Source organism: Limimaricola sp. AA108-03 (genome assembly GCF_050847355.1).
In the GTDB taxonomy this organism is placed as follows: domain Bacteria; phylum Pseudomonadota; class Alphaproteobacteria; order Rhodobacterales; family Rhodobacteraceae; genus Limimaricola.
The window spans coordinates 1,265,015-1,282,873 of sequence record NZ_CP193755.1 but is presented as its reverse complement, the minus strand read 5'-3'; the positions used below and the strand labels follow the sequence as shown (position 1 = coordinate 1,282,873).

Below are 17,859 nucleotides of genomic sequence, written 5' to 3'. Positions count from 1 at the left end.
GGCTTTCGGCCCTCTCCGTCCTATGGCCAATGAGGGGCAGCGTCAGGATAGCGGAGCGGCCATGGCAGGCGACACGGCAAGACCCTCGGGGCGTGGCCCCACCGACCGGGCGGTCGATCTGGCCCTGCGTGCCGCGATCGGCACCGTGATGGCCCTGCCCTACGAGCGGCGCGTCGCAGCGATGGGGTCGCTCACCGCGCGCGCGATCGGACCCCTCGCGGGCTATCGCCGCCGCGCCAGCGCAAATCTCGCGCTGATCTGGCCCGACCTTGCACCCGAGCGCCGCGCCACCTTGGCGCGCGCGGTCTGCGACAATCTCGGGCGTACCCTGATCGAGAACTACTCGGGAGCCGAGTTCGCCCGCGCCCTGCCCTCCGAACCGCAGCAATCCGACGGCATGGAAGCGGTTGCGCGTGCCCGCGCCGAAGGCCGTCCGGTGATCTTCGTCACCGGGCATTTCGGCAATCACGAAGCGCCTCGGCGTGTGCTCACCGGCATGGGCTACGACATCGGCGGGCTCTATCGCGAAATGTCGAACCGCTTCGTCAACGACCACTACGCGGCGACGATGCAGGACGTGTCGGGGCCGGTTTTCGCAAAGGGGCGTCGCGGTCTGACCGGGTTCCTGCGCCATCTCAAGGCGGGCGGCATGGCGACGATCCTGTTCGACCTGCACGATCGCAGCGGCGTCGAGATCGATTTCCTGGGTCGGCCCGCGCGCACCGCCCTGACCGCTGCCGAGCTTGCGCGGCGCTTCGATGCGCTGCTCGTGCCGTATTACGGCACCCGTCGCGCCGACGGCATCTCATTCGATGTGGCGGTCGAGGCCCCGATTCCACATGGCGCACCGCTCGACATGATGCGCGAGGCGACCGCCCGGCTCGAGGCGCGGGTGAGGCGCGATCCCGGACAATGGTTCTGGGTGCACAACCGGTGGAAGGCAGCCCGCCGCTAGGGCAGCCGCGCCGCAGCGAGGATCGCGCCCGGCCCCTCTTCCTGAACGATCACGGCGCCGGGCTGGTCGCCCTCGATCGGCGTCTCGATTTCGAGATCCTCGGTTCCGTTCCATCGCACCAGCAGACCCCACGACGTCACGATATTGGCATAGGTCAGATCGTGCCCCGCATTCTCGCCATTCTTGATCGAGACCTTTGCCTCGGGCATGAAACGCACGAGTTGCACCATCAGCGGTTCCGTATGATCGGTCATGCGTCGCGCCTTGATTCGCAGCAGCCCGCCATCGCGTTTGGCCTGCATCGTCACCGTCGCGGGCATCTCGGCGTGGTTCATCACCGCTTCCATCACCTTCATCGGCTTGGCCCCGACGATCCGCTCGACACCGCCGACCACGAATTGCGGCGTATAGACCATCCGTTCGCCCACGGCGGCAGCATAGGCCTTCTGACGCTTGGTGAAGCCCGGTTGGGCAAAGCTGTCGGCCCAGCCGATATAGTCCCAGTAATCGACATGCAGCCCCAGTGCGATGACGTCTTCCCGCGTGGCAAGGTCGCGCACCATCTGGTCGGCGGGCGGGCAGCTCGAACAGCCCTGCGAGGTGAACAGCTCGATCACCACCGGCGACTCGGCCTGGACCGGAGTGAAGGCAAGACAGGCCGCGCTGACCAAAGCCGCCAAGAATCCGCGCATGCCTTCTCTCCAATCCGAAATTACCCTGTCCGGTCTAAGCGGTTCCGCCCCTCCTTGCCAATCAAGCCGCCGCGAGAGCGACGTGCGCGAAACGCGAGGCGGCCGCATCTGGACATTTGTGTGCCGTTGTATACATAGACGGCGACGGCCTTGATCGCCTGCTGCCGTTGCGGCAGAACCGGGGCCAGACCCACAGCTCGCAGCCAGAAGGGACACTTCATGCCGATTCAAGTTGGCCAGGACAGCGCCAAGACCCGCCGGAAGCTCACGGTCGGGTCGCAGAGCCTGTCGTATTACTCGATTCCCGCCGCCACCGAGGCGGGCCTAGGCGATTTCGATCGCCTGCCGGCCGCGCTCAAAGTGGTGCTGGAGAACCTGCTGCGCTTCGAGGATGGCGGTTTCTCCGTCTCGACCGACGACATCAAGGCCTTTGCCGAGTGGGGCGCCAATGGCGGCAAGAACCCCCGCGAGATCGCCTACCGCCCGGCCCGCGTGCTGATGCAGGACTTCACCGGCGTGCCCGCCGTCGTGGACCTCGCGGCCATGCGCGACGGCATCAAGGCGCTGGGCGGCGACGCGCAGCTAATCAACCCGCTCAACCCCGTCGATCTCGTGATCGACCACTCGGTGATGATCGACGAGTTCGGCAACCCGCGCGCGTTCCAGATGAACGTAGATCGCGAATACGAGCGCAACATCGAGCGTTACCAGTTCCTGAAATGGGGCCAGAAGGCGTTCCAGAACTTCCGCGTGGTGCCGCCGGGCACCGGTATCTGCCACCAGGTGAACCTCGAATACCTCGCGCAGGTGGTCTGGTCGGACAAGGACCAGAACGGTGAGGAAGTGGCCTATCCGGACACGCTCGTCGGCACCGACAGCCACACCACCATGGTCAACGGCGCGGCCGTTCTCGGCTGGGGCGTGGGCGGCATCGAGGCCGAGGCCGCGATGCTGGGCCAGCCGATCTCGATGCTGATCCCCGAGGTCATCGGCTTCAAGCTGACCGGCAAGATGGTCGAGGGCACCACCGCCACCGACCTCGTGCTGCGCGTCGTGAAGATGCTGCGCGAGAAGGGCGTGGTCGGCAAGTTCGTCGAATTCTACGGCGACGGCCTCGACAACGTGCCACTGGCCGACCGTGCCACGATCGGCAACATGGCCCCCGAATACGGCGCCACCTGCGGCTTCTTCCCGATCGATCAGGAAACGCTGCGCTACATGGAGCAGACCGGCCGCGACAAGGATCGCATCGCGCTGGTCGAGGCCTATGCCAAGGAAAACGGCATGTGGCGCGACAAGGGCTACGAGCCGGTCTACACCGACACGCTCGAGCTCGACATGGGCACCGTCGTTCCCGCCATTTCGGGTCCGAAGCGCCCGCAGGACCACATCGCGCTCGACGAGGCCGCTCGTGCCTTCGGCGAATACGTGAAGGGCCAGCGCAAGGGCGAGGACACCTCGGCAAACTCCGAGATCCGCTGGGAAGGTGAAGGCGGCCAGCCCGAGCCGGTCGACATCCCCGGCGACGAGGGCCATCACAAGCGCGGCTTCGTGGAGACCGAGGACGGCCATTACCAGATGCATGACGGCTCGATCGTGATTGCCTCGATCACGTCCTGCACCAACACCTCGAACCCCTACGTCATGATCGGCGCCGGTCTCGTCGCCCGCAAGGCGCGCGAACTGGGGCTGAACCGCAAGCCGTGGGTCAAGACCTCGCTGGCACCGGGCAGCCAGGTCGTCTCGCACTATCTCGAAGCGGCCGGGCTGCAGGACGATCTCGACGCGATCGGCTTCAACCTCGTCGGCTACGGCTGCACCACCTGCATCGGCAACTCGGGCCCGCTCGAGACCGAGATCTCCAAGGCGATCAACGACAACGATCTGATCGCCACCTCGGTGCTCTCGGGCAACCGCAACTTCGAGGGCCGGATCAGCCCCGACGTGCGCGCCAACTACCTCGCCTCGCCGCCGCTCGTGGTGGCCTATGCGCTGGTGGGCGACATGAATGTCGACATCACCCGCGAGCCGCTGGGTCAGGACAAGAACGGCAACGACGTCTATCTCAAGGACATCTGGCCGTCGCAGTCCGAGATCGCCCAGCTGGTCGAGAAGACCGTCACCCGCGAAGCGTTCCAGGAGAAATACGCCGACGTCTTCAAGGGCGACGAGAAGTGGCAGTCGGTCGAGACCCCCGACAGCGAGACCTATGACTGGCCCGCGACCTCGACCTACGTGCAGAACCCGCCCTACTTCCAGAACATGTCCAAGGAGCCAGGCCAGATCCACGACATCGAGGACGCCCGCGTTCTGGCGATCCTCGGCGACATGGTGACCACCGACCACATCTCGCCCGCGGGTTCGTTCAAGGAGACCACCCCGGCCGGCAAGTACTTGGTCGAGCGTCAGGTTCCGGTGCGCGAGTTCAACTCGTACGGCTCGCGCCGCGGCAACCACGAGGTGATGATGCGCGGCACCTTCGCCAACATCCGCATCCGCAACGAGATGCTGGACGGGGTCGAGGGCGGCTACACCAAGGGTCCCGACGGCAGCCAGATGGCGATCTACGACGCCGCCATGGCGTGGCAGGAACAGGGCAAGCCGCTCGTCATCTTCGGCGGCGAGCAGTACGGCGCAGGCTCCTCGCGCGACTGGGCCGCGAAGGGTACCGCCCTTCTGGGCGTGAAGGCGGTCATCGCCGAGAACTTCGAGCGCATCCACCGCTCGAACCTCGTCGGCATGGGCGTGATCCCGTTCGAGTTCACCGGCGGCGACACCCGCAAGTCGCTGGGTCTCACCGGCGACGAGAGCGTGTCGATCAAGGGCCTGAGCGATGTGAAGCCGTTGCAGGAAGTGACGGCGACGATCACCATGGGTGACGGCTCGACCAAGGAGGTCACGCTGCGCTGCCGGATCGATACGGCGGTGGAGATCGACTACATCAAGAACGGCGGCGTGCTGCACTACGTGCTGCGCAACCTCGCGCAGTCGGCCGCCTGATCCGTTTCGGATCGCGGCGCGAAAACAGACCGCCCCGGCCGATGGCCGGGGCGGTTTTTCTTCGGAAATCGGCGATCACGGAATGAAACCGACCGTTTCCTTCCGCCGCTACTCCAACCCGGCGCCGTCGGGCCGCGGGGGCAACTGCCGCAGATAGGCGATGACGGCGTCCAGATCCTCCTCCGTCATCCTGGCATAGTTGGCATAGGGCATCGGTGGCGACATCCGTTCGCCGTCCGGGCGCAGTCCCTGGGTGATCATCGCCTTCAGATCCTCGTCCGAATACTCCGCGACGCCGTCCTCGCCGGAAGTGATATTGGGCGAGATCACAGTGCCCCACGGCCCATGGAATTCGAACCCGCCCGCACCGGTATGCGTGTCGGTCATCGGACCCTGCGGCCCCATCGGCGAGTGGCATTCGATGCAATGCGCCACGGGCCCCGCCAGATAGGCACCGTACTCCACCGTTGCCCCGCGGTCGGGTGCGCTCGCGCTCTCCACCGGGGGGCCGTAGCTAGGCGGGAGCGGAATGTCGTAGCGGCTTTCGCCCGGGTCGTTCTCCACGGCCGGGACCTGCCGCAGATAGATCACCATGCTCATCACGTCATCATCCGACAGCCCGCGATAAAGCGGGATCGGCATCGGCGGACCGATCACGCTGCCATCGGGACGGATGCCCTCGCGGATCGCGCGGGCGAGTTCCGCGTCGGACCACTCCGCCACGCGGCTTGCGGGCGTGATATTCGACGCGATCGCAGTGAAATCGGGCGTCTCTTCGACCAAGCGACCGGAGAGATGCATGTCGGGCAATGGCCCCTCAGGCCCCATCGGACTGTGGCAATTGCCGCAGGCGGCAGGCCCCTCGACGAGATAGGTCCCGCGTTCGAGCGTCGGTTCGGCCAGACCCCCCGTAGCGGCGAAAATGAGGGACGAACTCAGGAAACCGGAAACCTTCATGACAAACTCCCCATGACTGGCAGGGAGCGTATCACGCGGGCGTGAGTTTACCTAGAGGCAGCCTGTTCCAGCGCGGGCTGCAACCGATCGGCGATGGCGCGCTGGGTCACCGGACCGGCCATGCGTTCAAGGATTCGTCCCTCGCCATCGACGACGAAGGTTTCCGGCACGCCATAGACACCCCAATCGCGCGCCACGCGGCCGTCATCTGTGCCGATGGCCTCGTAGGGGTCGCCCAGCTCGGCGAGAAAGGCCGCCGCGTTCCGCGGATCGTCCTTGTAGTTGATGCCGTAGACCGGCAGCCCGCCCTCGGCCAGTTCCGCGAGGTTCGGATGCTCGACCCGGCAAGGCGCGCACCAGCTGGCCCAGAAGTTCACCAGCTTGACCTCGCCATCGGCGAGCACGGCCGGATCGAAAGGTGGCTTGCCGGACAGGGTTCCCGTTTCGGTCAACGGCGCCTCGCGGCCGATTAGTGCCGACGGCAACTCGTCGGGGTTGTCGCGCAGCATGCCGGCGGCGAACAACCCGGCCAGCGCCGCGAAGATCGCCGGGGGCAGGATGATCAGGGGCGAGATCCTAGCCATGGTCGCGCTCGGTCCTTTCCAGTTCGGCCCGAACCTTGCGGTCGCGCCTGACGCTCCACCAGACCAGACCTGCCAGCGCCGCGAGGCTGATGCCCCAGGCCGAGATCACCTCGGCCGCGTATTTGCCCAGATCCATCATGCGCGCACCGGCTCGACCCGGCGGGCGCGGGCCCGTAGGGCCGCGATGCGGCGGGCGCGGATCTCGGTGCCGGTGCGCAACAGCACCAACGCGAGGAACAGCAACACGAAGCCTGCCATGCAGACGAGCAGCGGCACCCAGAACACGTCGGCCACGTTCTCCTGCTTGTCGAGCGACAGCGAGGCGCCCTGATGCAGCCCTTGGTTCCAGAAGTTCACGGCGTATCGCGACAGGATCGCGAAGACCGAGCCGACGAGGCAGAGCACCGATGTCAAATCGGCGGCGCTGTCGGGGTCGGGAATCGCGGTCCAGAGCGCGATGTAGCCGAGATAGAACAGGAACAGGATCAGGAACGAGGTCAGTCGCGGGTCCCAGGCCCACCATGTGCCCCACATCGGCTGGCCCCAGATCGCGCCGGTGATCAGCGCGATCACCGTCATCACCATGCCCACCGGCGCCGCCGCACGGGCCGCAAGCGCGCTGACGTGATGCCTGCGGATCAGCCAGATCAGCGAGGCCACGAGCATCATCAGCCAGGCATTGATCGCCATCAGCGCCGAGGGGACATGCAGGTAGATGATCTTCACCGAGGAGCCGAAACGCTCGGCCTCGGGCGTGAAGAAGAATCCCCAGACCAGCCCGACCGCCAGAACGGCGGCGGCGAGCCACATGAGCCACGGCACCCAAGGGGCCGTCGTGTCGAGGAACTTCCTCGGATTGGCGTAGGACCAGATCGACATGACTTTTCCTATCCTGCCGCGCAAGACGGCTCAATGCCCGGCTGCGTCAACGCAACGTGACCCGTAGCGCGGCGGCCGTGGCGAATGGCAGCAAGGCCGCACAGCCCAGCCCGATGCCCGCGAGCAGCATGAGCGGCGTGGCCGCCGGCAGGCCCTCGGCCCCGCGTCGGGCCGCCTCGGCGCCGAAGATGAGGATCGGCACGTAGAGCGGCAGCACGATCAGCGACAGCAGGAGGCCACCCCGGCGCAGCCCCACGGTCAGAGCGGCACCGAAGGTCCCGATCAGCGACAGCGCCGGGGTACCGATGGCCAGCGACACCAGCAGCCAGGGCATCGCCTCTCCCGGCAGATGCAGCAGCACGCCCAGCAGCGGCGCCGCGACGACAAGTGGCAGCCCGGTGGTGATCCAGTGCGCCAGCGCCTTGGCCAGCGCCAGCATCTCCAGCGGCAGCGGCGCCGTGGCGAGAAGCGGCAGCGAGCCATCCTCGTGATCGAGTGCGAAGATCCGATCGAGCGACAGGAGTGCCGCGAGCAACGCCGCGACCCACAGGATGCCCGGCGCGATGCGCGCGAGTATCGCCGTTTCCGGCCCCACGCCGAATGGCACCAGCACCACCACGATGAGAAAGAAGGCAAGGCCGAGGCCGAAGCCGCCACCGGCGCGCACGGCGAGCCGCAGATCTCGCGCGAGAAGTGCTCTCACAGGAACGCCTCGTCGGAGCCACCCTGCGCCTCCAGCGCGGCACGGTGCGGCGTCAGATCCAGAACCGGGAGATCGAGGCCGAGATCGATATGGGTAGCGATCACGGCGATACCGCCACGCGCGAGATGGCGATCCCGCAGGAAAAACGCAAAGCGCTTTACGGAAAAAGCGTCGAGCGAAACGGTGGGTTCGTCGAGCAGCAGCACCTCGCGGCCGATCACCGCGAGCCGGGCAAGGCCGAGCCTGCGGCCCTGCCCGGCCGAAAGCGTCCCGGCCGGACGATCCCGCAGATCCTCGAGATCGAAGAGTTCGAACACGTCAGCGGGCAACTCGGTGCGGTAGAGATCGGCCCAGAAGCGCAGCGTCTCGGCGACGGTGAGCGCGGGCTTGATGCCGTCGGCGTGGCTGGCATATCCGGCGCGCTCCCCCGCACCCGCGATCTGGCCGGAGAGCTGTGTTTGAAGCCCCGCGATGGTTCGCAGGAGCGTCGTCTTGCCAATGCCATTGGCGCCGCGCAGTACGAGGCCCTGCCCCGGCGAGAGGCGGAACGACACGCCGGTGAGCACCGGCATGCCGCCGCGCTCGACCGCGAGGTCGGTGACGACGAGGTCGGTCAGACCGGCAGCAGCGCGACCGCGACGCGCCGCCCCTCCGACAAGAGCACGTTGTATGTGCGGCAGGCGGCCGGCGTGGCCATGGTCTCGACGCCGATCCCCGCCTCCTCCAGCCGGTCGCGGAATGTACGTGGCGCATGGGCGATCTCGGCGCCGGTGCCGACGAAGAGCACGTCGACGCGACCCACGAGCGCCAGAACGGCGTCGAGGTCCTCGTAACCGCCCCAGCTCCTGAGACCGGTCGGCGCGAGCGTCACCGCGCCCTCGACCACCTTGCCGCCGATCCGGAAGAAGCCCGGACCGTAGCCGTCGATGGGCATCGAGTCGTCGTAGTCGATCTCGGTCAACCGCATGGCCGCGCCTCCCCCTTCATCTTTCCCAAAATACGCAGATCCGACGCCGCGACCTGCTCAGGCGTCGATATTCGCGAACTGCGTCCCCGCCTTCGGATCGTCCTTCTTGTCCCAATCGCGCTTCACGCCGAGCATCAGCACGATGTTCTTGGCGACGTAGATCGAGGAATAGGTCCCGACCAGAACGCCCCAGAAGATCGCGAAGACAAAGCCACGGATCACGTCGCCGCCCAGCACGATCAGCGCCAGCAGCGCCAGAAGCGTGGTGCCGGAGGTCATGACGGTCCGGCTCAGCGTCTCATTGGCCGAAAGGTTGAGCAGGTCGCGCAGCGGCATGGTCTTGTATTTGCGCAAGTTCTCGCGGGCCCGGTCGAACACTACCACGGTGTCGTTGATCGAGTAGCCGACGATGGTCAGCAGCGCCGCGATGATCGCGAGGTCGAACTTGATCTGGATCGCCGCGAACAGGCCGATGGTGAGTACCACGTCATGCACCAGCGCCGCGATGGCGCCCACCGCGAACTGCCACTCGAAGCGCAGCCAAATATAGAACAGGATCGCCACGAGCGAACCCAGAACGGCGAAGATCGCGGACTGGATCAGCTCGCCCGAAACCTTCGGGCCGACGCTTTCGACGCTCGGAAAGGTGATGGTCGGATCGACGCCTTGCAGCGCCGTCTCGACCGCGCCGATGGTCTCGGCGCTGACGGCCTCGGCGCCTTCCTGCGCCTGGATCCGTACCGAGGCCACGTTCTTGTCGTCGCCGAAGGACGGGTCGAACACCTCGGTGATGATGACGTCACCGAGATCCAGCGGCGCGATCGCCTGGCGATAGGCCGCGACGTCGACCGGGCTCTCGGCCTCGGTGCGGATCGTGGTTCCGCCCTGGAAATCGATGCCGAAGTTCAGCCCCATCGCGAAGAACAGCACGACGCTGACGATCATCGCCACGATCGAGGCGCCAAAGGTGATCCGCGCGGCGCGAAAGAAATCGATCTTGGTGTCGTCGGGTACGATGCGCAACCGCATGTCAGACCTCGATTGTTTTGGGACGACGGCGTTCGAACCAGATCACGATCAACAGACGCGTCACGAAGATCGCGGTGAAGACCGAGGTCAGGATGCCGAGGCCGAGGGTGACGGCGAAACCACGCACCGGGCCGGAGCCCACGAGAAACAGGATCAACGCAGTGATCAAGGTGGTGACGTTGCCGTCGAGGATCGCCGAAAGCGCCTTCTCATAGCCCAGATCGATGGCACGGGCCGGTCCACGCGCGGTCTTGAGCTCCTCGCGGATCCGCTCATAGACCAGCACGTTCGCGTCCACCGCCATGCCCATGGTGAGCACGATGCCGGCGATGCCCGGCAGGGTCAGCGTGGCCCCTAGGATCGACAGCACCGCGAAAATCAGGATCATGTTGATGGTCAGCGCGACGGTGGCGAAGACGCCGAACAGGCCGTAGGTCAGGATCATGAAGACGACGACCGCGAGCGCACCGACGATGGCCGCGATCTTGCCGGCGGCGATGCTGTCGGCACCAAGCTCGGGCCCGATCGTCCGCTCTTCGAGGAACTCGAGACCGGCGGGCAGCGCCCCGGCCCGCAGCAGCACCGCGAGCTGGGTCGATTCCTCGACCGTGAAGTTGCCGGTGATGATGCCAGATCCGCCGGGGATGTGGCTCTGGATGACGGGGGCGGAGATCACCTCCTCGTCGAGCACGATGGCGAAGGGCGAGCCGATGTTCTCGGCCGTGTAGTCACCGAAGGCGCGGGCGCCGGTCGGGTTGAACCGGAAGTTCACCGCCGGGCGGCCGTTCTGGTCGAAGGCGGGCTGGGCATCGACAAGTTCCTCGCCCGACACCACGGGGTTGCGCTCGAGGATGTAGTAGACGCCCTCTTCGTCGAGCGACGGCAGGATCTCGTTATTGGGGCCGGGGCTTTCATTGGCGTCGCCCGTCCGCGACACGACCGGCTGGAAGGTCAGCTGCGCGGTCGTGCCGATGATTTCCTTGACCTCCTCGGCCGAGCCGACGCCCGGCACCTCGATCAGGATGCGGTCCTCGCCCTGGCGCTGGATCGTCGGCTCGCGGGTACCGACCTCGTCGATCCGGCGACGCACGATCTCGAGCGCCTGGCGGATGGTGCGGTCATCGGTGGCGGCGCGCTCGGCCTCGCTCAGAGTGACGATGATCTCGGCGCCATCGGCGCGTACCTCGATATCGTCGGCGCCGCCGCCGGTCAGGCTTTGGATCGGTGTGGCGAGGCCGCGCACGATCTCGAGCGCGGCGGCCGCCTGATCGGCATTGGAGATACGCACCCGCAGCTCGGTCGGATCGCCGCCCTCTTCGCGGGTTACGAAGCCCACCGTGTCGCGCCGGGCCGCGAGCGCGTCGCGCACCTCGGGCCACATCGCCTCCATGCGCGCGGCATAGACCTCTTCGACCTGCACCTCGGCCAGAAGATGGGCGCCGCCCCGCAGGTCGAGCCCGAGATTGACGAGGCCCGAGGGCATCCATTCGGGCCAGAGGCCGGCATCGGCCTCGAGCTCGGCATTGGTCTGGCCGGTCTCGATCACGGCACGGGCGTCGTTCGCGGTCTCGACCCTGTCGTAGAACAGGTTCGGCAACGCGAAGAACAGCCCGCCCAGGCAGACCAGCCAGATCAGCACCCGGCGCCAGGTGGAGATGTGCATCATGTCGTTCGTCCTCTGGCGCGGGGCCGGATCGGGAAGATCAGGCCTTGGCCGGTTCGGTCTTCGAAGTCACGGTGGCGATGGTCGAGCGGACCACGCGAACGTTCACGCCCTGCGCGATCTCGACCTCGATCTCGTTGCTGTCGTCGCGGACCTTGACCACCTTGCCGATCACGCCGCCCTGGGTGATCACCTGGTCGCCGCGGCGCAGCGCCGCCACCATCTTCTGGTGTTCTTTCAGCTTCTTCTGCTGCGGGCGGATCAGGAAGAACCACATGATCGCGAAGATCAGGATCAGCGGGATGAAAGATTCGATGCCTTGCATGGCGGTCCTTTGCGTCGGTCCGGGGCGCGCTCTGTTTGCGGGCCTTTGAAAAAGTCGCGGCACCCTACTGCCGGGTCCGGTGATTGTCCACCGCGGCCCCGGCGTCGCGCGGGGCCGGTTTCGCGGTTCACAAGCGCGGGCGTTTCGGTCCATATGGGCGCGGCCCCCGGGCCCTGAAACCCCCTATCACGGACGAGACAATGCACGACATCCGCGCCATCCGCGACAATCCCGACGCCTTCGACGCCGCCCTGGCCCGCCGCGGGGTGTCTCCGGTGTCGTCGCAGATCCTGGCGCTCGATGACGCGCGCCGGGCCAAGATCCACGCCGCCGAGACCGCCAAGGCCGATCAGAACCGCGCCTCGAAGGAAGTCGGCGCCGCCAAGGGGCGCGGCGACGAGGCCGAGTTCGAGCGGCTGCGCGCCCTGGTGGCCGAAAAGAAGGCCGAGATCGCCCGGCTGAACGACGAGGCGCAGGCCGAGGACGAGGCGCTGCGGCAGCTGCTGCTGACCATTCCCAACCTACCTGCCGATGACGTGCCCGCCGGCACCAGCGAGGACGACAACGTCGAGATCAAGCGCCACGGCACGCCGCGGCAGTTCAACTATGCCCCCAAGGAACATTACGAGTTGCCCGCCGTGCGGGACGGCATGGATTTCGAGGTCGCGGCCAAGCTCTCGGGCTCGCGCTTCGTGGTGCTGTCGGGCGGGGTCGCGCGGCTGCACCGGGCCCTGGCGCAATTCATGCTCGACACCCATGTCGAGGAGCACGGGCTGACCGAGACGATGACCCCGGTGCTGGTCCGGGAAGAGGCGATGTACGGCACCGGCCAGCTGCCGAAATTCGGCGAGGACAGCTACCAGACCACCACCGGCTGGTGGCTGATCCCGACCGCCGAGGTGACGCTGACCAACCTCGTGGCCGATGCGATGATCGAGGCCTCCTACCTGCCGCGCCGCTACGTGGCCGACACCCAGTGTTTCCGCTCGGAAGCCGGCAGCGCCGGGCGCGATACCTCCGGCATGCTGCGCCAGCATCAGTTCGAGAAGGTCGAGATGGTCTCAGTGACGCATCCCGACGAGTCGGATGCCGAGCAGCAGCGGATGCTGGGATGCGCCGAGGCGATCCTCGAGAAGCTGGGCCTGCCCTACCGCACCATGCTGCTCTGCGCGGGCGACATGGGCGCCGGCGCGCGGCGCACCTATGACATCGAGGTCTGGCTGCCCGGTCAGGACCGCTACCGCGAGATCAGCTCGGTCTCGACCTGCGGCGATTACCAGGCGCGGCGGATGAACGCGCGGTTCCGCCCCGAGGGCGGTGCCAAGCCCGAATTCGTTCATACGCTGAACGGGTCGGGCCTCGCGGTGGGGCGCACCCTGATCGCGGTGCTTGAGAACGGTCAGGAAGAGGATGGCTCGGTGACGCTGCCCGAGGTGCTGCATGGCTATCTCGGTGGGCGCAACCGGCTCTCGGCGACCGGTGAACTGATCCGCGACTGATTGCCTCTTGCTGCCGAAATTCGCGCCGCCCGGTTGAACCACCGGGCGGCGCGATGCGTAGTGAGGGCATGAAAACCCTCATCTCATGGGCCGTTCTCGCCCTTTCCCTCGCCTTCGCGGCGGCGCCCCTCGTGACATCGCCCTTCACCGGCTTCACCGCCGACCAGCTGCCCAACCCGCAGATCGACCCGCCGGTGCAGCCGGCTGGCTGGGCCTTCTCGATCTGGGGGCTGATCTATCTCTGGCTCATCGTCTCCGCGGGCTACGGTCTGTGGCGTCGCGCGGCAGCCGAGGACTGGCACAGCATGCGGCTGCCGCTTCTGGTGGCGCTCGCGGTGGGTGTGCCGTGGCTCGCCATCGCGAATGCCAGCGCGATCTGGGCCACGACCACGATCTTCATAATGGCAGCCGGCGCCATCGGTGCGTTTCTGGCCGCGCCGGAGCGGGACGTCTGGCTCGCCCGGGTGCCGATGGGGCTCTTCGCCGGCTGGCTTTCTGCCGCGAGCTTCGTGTCGCTGGGCTCCACGGCGGCAGGCTACGGCCTGTTCATGGGGCAGACCGGCTGGGCGATCCTGTGCGTGATCCTCGCCACCTTGCTCGCGCTCGTCGTACAATCGCGGCGGCCGCGCGCGGCCTCCTACGGGCTTACGGTCTCCTGGGCCCTGTTCGCGATCGTCGTTGCCAATGGGCTGAACATTCCGGGCCTGATCGCCCTCGCGAGCCTCGTGGCCATGCTCGGGGCACTGGCCCTGGCAAGGCGCGTCGCAAGCTAGCACCACCTCGCCCAGCCGAATAGGCCAAAGAAAAGAGCGCCTTGCGGCGCTCTCTTCACATCAATCCTTGAGATGTTTCCGTAGCCTAGAAGGCTGCGCCTTCTTGCGGTTCTGATACGGGTTCTTCTTGCCCTGATCGCGCAGGAACAACCGGATCGGCGTTCCCGGCATGTCAAAGTCGTTCCGCAAGCCATTGACGAGATAACGGGAATAGCTTTCGGGCACCGCGTCGGGATGCGAGGTCATCACCACGAAAGCGGGGGGCCGGGTCTTGGCCTGGGTGACGTACCGCATCTTGATACGGCGGCCGCCCGGCGCGGGCGGCGGGTGCTGCTCCAGCATGCCGACCAGCCAGCGGTTGAGCTGCGCGGTCGAAACACGACGATTCCAGACTTCGTGCGCTCGCAGGATCGCATCGTGCAGCCGCTCGAGCCCCCGGCCGGTCTTGGCCGAAACCGTCACCAGCGGCGCGCCACGCAGCTGTGGCAGCAGCCGCTCGAAGCTTTTCTTCAACTCGCGCAGCTTGTCCTGCTTCTCGTCCTCGAGGTCCCACTTGTTGACCGCGATCACCACGGCGCGGCCCTCGCGTTCGGCCAGATCGGCGATGCGAAGGTCCTGCTGCTCGAAGGGGATTTCCACGTCGAGAAGCACCACCACGACTTCGGCGAACTTCACCGCGCGCAGGCCGTCGGACACCGAAAGCTTCTCGAGCTTTTCCTGAACCTTGGCCCGCTTTCGCATGCCTGCCGTGTCGAAGATCCGGAACGGCGTGCCGTTCCAGTCGATGGCAAGCGAGATCGCGTCGCGGGTGATCCCGGCCTCCGGTCCGGTGAGCAGCCGCTCCTCGCCCAGGATCTTGTTGATCAGCGTCGACTTCCCGGCGTTGGGGCGGCCCACCACGGCCACCTGCAGGGGGCGATCGACGGTCGGCGCCCAAGGCGCATCCTCGTCGGTTTCGCCCTCTTCGTCGACATCGACATCCATTACCGGCGCGTCTTCTTCCGCGCGGGCCTCGAATTCACCGGCCAGCGGCTCCAGCATCGCCAGAAGCTCGCTCATCCCCTCGCCATGCTCGGCCGAAAGGCCCAGCGGCTCGCCCAGCCCTAGCGCATAGGCCTCGAGCAGACCGCCCTGACCGGCGCGGCCTTCGGCCTTGTTGGCAGCAAGGATCACATGCTTGGCCCGCTTGCGCAGGATGTCGGCAAAGATCTCGTCGGCCGGCAGCACGCCGGCGCGGGCGTCGATCATGAACAGGCAGACATCGGCCATGTCCACCGCGCGCTCGGTCAGGCGCCGCATCCGGCCTTGCAGGCTTTCGTCCGTGGCGATCTCGAGGCCGGCGGTGTCGATCACGGTAAAGCGCAGCGGTCCGAGCTTCGCCGGACCCTCGCGCAGGTCGCGGGTGACGCCGGGCTGGTCGTCCACCAGAGCCAGCTTGCGCCCGACGAGGCGGTTGAACAGCGTGGACTTGCCGACATTGGGCCGTCCGACGATGGCGAGGGTGAAGCTCATCTCAGGGTCTTTCGCGTGCGGAAGAGGGCCCCATACACCGATTGCGCGTCAACGGAAAGCGGCAAGCGACCCGTCGGAGGTCACGACGTAGAGGATCCCCCCCGCGACCACAGGAGCCGAGGCCGCGCCGCCTTCGAGCGGCGTCTGTCGCATCAGCTGCCCGGCCAAGGGATCGAACTCGCGGATCAGGCCATCGGAACCTGCGACGATCAGGCGGCCACCGGCCAAGAGCGGGCCGTAATGGGCGATCCGGGTGTCACGACGCAAGAAACCCTGCGGCGCGCCTTCCGGAAGGTCGACCCGCCACAGCGCAGCGCCGGTTGCGGCGTCGAGCCGCACCAGCTGGTTCACGTCGTTGAGCAGGAACAGTGAGCCGCCGGCGGGAACCACGGGCGAGATCGCTCCGTCGGGTGCGCTCCACAGAGTCTCACCGGTGAAATCGTCGATTGCCGACATTCGGCCAGAGGCATTGCCCACATAGACCCGCCCGTCCTCGAGCACCGGATCGCCCGAAATGCCGTTCGCCGCGAGTGCGGCGGCGGCGCCGGGGCGGCGGCCCGCGACAACGGCGGACCAGCGCTGGCGACCGCTTTCGGGGAAGGTGCCGACGACCTCGCCCGAGGTGAAGGGAAACACCGCGAGGTCACCATCCACGGCGGGGCCGGCGCCGCCATCGTAGCGCTGCAGGTCTTCGACCCCCGAAATCTGCCATTTGACCCGGCCCGTCCGTGTGTCGAGCGCGAGGCCGCGCCCGTCGCGCGATACGGCATAGACGGTGCCGTTCGCCACGGCTGGCGCTCCTGCGCCCGGCGCACCGAGATCCTGGGTCCAGAGCCGGGCCCCGGTTTCGGCGTCGAGCGCCACCAGCTCGCCGAAACCGGTGACAGCGTAAAGCCGTGCCCCGTCCGTGGCGAGACCGCCGCCCGAGGCCTGCCCCGCCGCGTCGGCGGCCGGTACGAGCGCACGCTGCCAAAGCAGGGCCCCGTTTGTGCCCAGCGCCGCAACGCCGGCCTCGGCATCCATGACGAAGACGCGGCCGCCCGCGACGACCGGCTCGGCGGTGATGCGCAGGCGCCGCGTCTCGGCGGCACCGAACCTGGTATTGAACAGCGGTGTCAGCTGCGCGCCGAGCGCCGGGTGGGCGATGTCGCGATCCGCGCCGCCACCGCGCTGCGGCCAATCGGCATTGGCGACGGGGGCCGTAAGCGAAAGGGCCGCAGCGGTGCCGCCTGCCGCTTCGGCAGCGCCGGGGATCGCCACGCCGATGCGCGTGCCGGGCAGCCGTACTTCCGGCTGGCTACAGGCCGCAAGAAGGGCCAGCGCCCCCGCTCCGATGACTCCGCTGCGACGCATGACTGCCCCTCGCCCCTATTCGTGGTTACCTGCGACCTGTCCCGGTCGCTTTTCGATCATTCGGCCGGGGCCGCCGTTGCGGCCGCGTCCTCGGGCGGGACGCCCAGCGCAACCATCAAGCTTGCGGCGCGGTCGCGCAAGTCCGGTGTCGTCTCGGCATCTTCCATGATGGCGCGCAGCTGGTCGAGGGCCGCATCCTGCTCGCCCTGCGCGAGCCGGACGAGGGCGATCTGCTCGAGCGCGAGCATGCGGAACGGCGCGCCGGGCGCCGACAGCGCCTCGAGCGCCAAGAGCTTGTCCTCGGGCGAGCGGCCGGCATCGATCAGGACCGATTTCAGCGCCGCGAGATCGCGGTAGATCTCGGCGACCTCGCCATTGCCGGCCAGCGCATCGAGCGTGGCCACGGCGGCCTCTGCATCACCCGCGGCCTGCTGCTCTGCGGCGAGCGCCAGTTGCGGGACCACGGCATCGCCGGATTGCGCCGCGATCGGTGCCAGCGCCTCGGCGCGGGCGGCGGCCTCCGGCTCGGCCAGAGCGGCGAGGAGCGCGTCCCCCCGCGCCTGCGCCTCGGCGGCGATCTGCGACTGGCGCCATTCATAGACCGCCGCGCCGCCGACGATCAGCACGACGATGGCGAGACCGATCCAGCCATAGCGCCGCAGCAGGTGGAACAGCCGGTCGCGCCGGACTTCTTCGCTGACCTCGTCGATGAAGCTGTCGGGATTGCTCACGCCTCGTCTCCCCTTCGGGTTGCGCCTGGGCGCCATGTCGGATCGGGCCTGTCTTATCGTGAAGCCATGCGCGGGGACAAGGGCCGCGCGGCGACGGCAACTTGCCCCCGTGACCCCATGTCGCGTCTACGAAATGTGCATTGAGTAGGATGCCGCCGAATCGTAGTTTGAACCGGACAGTTCAGTGCGTCGCGACGCTTCGTGCTTTCCCGGCACCAAGCTATCATCGCCTCGTCG

At 67.3% G+C, this 17,859-nt stretch carries 18 protein-coding genes; 4 read left to right on the top strand and 14 right to left on the bottom strand.

Annotation, left to right across the window (positions count from 1 at the left end; all coding sequences use genetic code 11):
• Positions 1 to 61 precede the first annotated feature (61 nt).
• Positions 62 to 955, top strand: coding sequence for a lysophospholipid acyltransferase family protein (locus tag ACRAQ3_RS06250; RefSeq protein WP_432256036.1), 894 nt, complete (start codon positions 62 to 64; stop codon positions 953 to 955).
• Here the strand turns inward: ACRAQ3_RS06250 and ACRAQ3_RS06245 are convergent.
• Entirely contained in the window at positions 952 to 1,647 is a 696-nt protein-coding gene (locus ACRAQ3_RS06245; protein WP_432256035.1) for a DUF1223 domain-containing protein, read from the bottom strand. The genes ACRAQ3_RS06250 and ACRAQ3_RS06245 overlap by 4 nt on opposite strands.
• Positions 1,648 to 1,866: 219 nt before the next feature.
• Here ACRAQ3_RS06245 and acnA point away from each other — a divergent pair, with 219 nt between their 5' ends.
• A complete protein-coding gene (gene acnA, locus ACRAQ3_RS06240) occupies positions 1,867 to 4,647 on the top strand; it encodes an aconitate hydratase AcnA (protein WP_432256034.1) in 2,781 nt (926 codons plus the stop codon).
• 108 nt (positions 4,648 to 4,755) lie between these two features.
• On the opposite strand, the gene ACRAQ3_RS06235 is transcribed toward acnA, so the two are convergent.
• The 10 genes from ACRAQ3_RS06235 to yajC are packed head-to-tail and all read right to left on the bottom strand — an operon-like array spanning position 4,756 to position 11,754.
• Positions 4,756 to 5,604, bottom strand: a complete 849-nt coding sequence (locus ACRAQ3_RS06235) for a c-type cytochrome (protein WP_432256033.1) — start codon at positions 5,602 to 5,604, stop codon at positions 4,756 to 4,758.
• A 47-nt stretch (positions 5,605 to 5,651) separates the two neighbouring features.
• Positions 5,652 to 6,188, bottom strand: a complete 537-nt coding sequence (locus ACRAQ3_RS06230) for a DsbE family thiol:disulfide interchange protein (RefSeq protein WP_432256032.1) — start codon at positions 6,186 to 6,188, stop codon at positions 5,652 to 5,654.
• Positions 6,181 to 6,327, bottom strand: coding sequence for a heme exporter protein CcmD (gene ccmD / locus ACRAQ3_RS06225; protein ID WP_242665620.1), 147 nt, complete (start codon positions 6,325 to 6,327; stop codon positions 6,181 to 6,183). Before ccmD ends, ACRAQ3_RS06230 begins: the two co-directional genes overlap by 8 nt.
• A complete protein-coding gene (gene ccmC, locus ACRAQ3_RS06220; protein WP_269398096.1) occupies positions 6,324 to 7,067 on the bottom strand; it encodes a heme ABC transporter permease CcmC in 744 nt (247 codons plus the stop codon). Before ccmC ends, ccmD begins: the two co-directional genes overlap by 4 nt.
• 46 nt (positions 7,068 to 7,113) lie before the next feature.
• On the bottom strand, positions 7,114 to 7,770 hold the full coding sequence (gene ccmB / locus ACRAQ3_RS06215) for a heme exporter protein CcmB (RefSeq protein WP_085897470.1): 657 nt from the start codon (positions 7,768 to 7,770) through the stop codon (positions 7,114 to 7,116).
• On the bottom strand, positions 7,767 to 8,387 hold the full coding sequence (gene ccmA / locus ACRAQ3_RS06210) for a heme ABC exporter ATP-binding protein CcmA (RefSeq protein WP_432256262.1): 621 nt from the start codon (positions 8,385 to 8,387) through the stop codon (positions 7,767 to 7,769). The genes ccmB and ccmA overlap by 4 nt, the downstream gene beginning before the upstream one ends.
• The gene (locus tag ACRAQ3_RS06205) at positions 8,384 to 8,737 is read right to left on the bottom strand and encodes an Mth938-like domain-containing protein (RefSeq protein ID WP_432256031.1); all 354 of its coding nucleotides are present in this window, start codon (positions 8,735 to 8,737) and stop codon (positions 8,384 to 8,386) included. The genes ccmA and ACRAQ3_RS06205 overlap by 4 nt, the downstream gene beginning before the upstream one ends.
• A gap of 57 nt (positions 8,738 to 8,794) precedes the next feature.
• Entirely contained in the window at positions 8,795 to 9,766 is a 972-nt protein-coding gene (secF, locus tag ACRAQ3_RS06200) for a protein translocase subunit SecF (protein WP_432256030.1), read from the bottom strand.
• A gap of 1 nt (position 9,767) precedes the next feature.
• Positions 9,768 to 11,432, bottom strand: coding sequence for a protein translocase subunit SecD (secD, locus tag ACRAQ3_RS06195; RefSeq protein WP_432256029.1), 1,665 nt, complete (start codon positions 11,430 to 11,432; stop codon positions 9,768 to 9,770).
• A gap of 37 nt (positions 11,433 to 11,469) precedes the next feature.
• Entirely contained in the window at positions 11,470 to 11,754 is a 285-nt protein-coding gene (gene yajC / locus ACRAQ3_RS06190) for a preprotein translocase subunit YajC (RefSeq protein ID WP_085897475.1), read from the bottom strand.
• A 200-nt stretch (positions 11,755 to 11,954) separates the two neighbouring features.
• Here yajC and serS point away from each other — a divergent pair, with 200 nt between their 5' ends.
• Together serS and ACRAQ3_RS06180 are read left to right on the top strand one after the other, a co-directional pair.
• A complete protein-coding gene (serS, locus tag ACRAQ3_RS06185) occupies positions 11,955 to 13,253 on the top strand; it encodes a serine--tRNA ligase (protein ID WP_432256028.1) in 1,299 nt (432 codons plus the stop codon).
• 68 nt (positions 13,254 to 13,321) lie between these two features.
• Positions 13,322 to 14,026 carry a hypothetical protein gene (locus tag ACRAQ3_RS06180; protein WP_432256027.1) on the top strand — a complete coding sequence of 235 codons (705 nt, stop codon included), beginning with the start codon at positions 13,322 to 13,324 and terminating at the stop codon, positions 14,024 to 14,026.
• A 60-nt stretch (positions 14,027 to 14,086) separates the two neighbouring features.
• On the opposite strand, the gene der is transcribed toward ACRAQ3_RS06180, so the two are convergent.
• From der to ACRAQ3_RS06165, 3 genes are read right to left on the bottom strand one after another with little or no spacing between them, the layout of a single operon-like run.
• Positions 14,087 to 15,538, bottom strand: coding sequence for a ribosome biogenesis GTPase Der (gene der / locus ACRAQ3_RS06175; RefSeq protein WP_432256026.1), 1,452 nt, complete (start codon positions 15,536 to 15,538; stop codon positions 14,087 to 14,089).
• 48 nt (positions 15,539 to 15,586) lie between these two features.
• Positions 15,587 to 16,891 carry a PQQ-like beta-propeller repeat protein gene (locus ACRAQ3_RS06170; protein ID WP_269398089.1) on the bottom strand — a complete coding sequence of 435 codons (1,305 nt, stop codon included), beginning with the start codon at positions 16,889 to 16,891 and terminating at the stop codon, positions 15,587 to 15,589.
• Between the two features lie 56 nt (positions 16,892 to 16,947).
• Entirely contained in the window at positions 16,948 to 17,622 is a 675-nt protein-coding gene (locus tag ACRAQ3_RS06165) for a hypothetical protein (RefSeq protein ID WP_432256025.1), read from the bottom strand.
• Between the last annotated feature and the right edge of the window lie 237 nt (positions 17,623 to 17,859).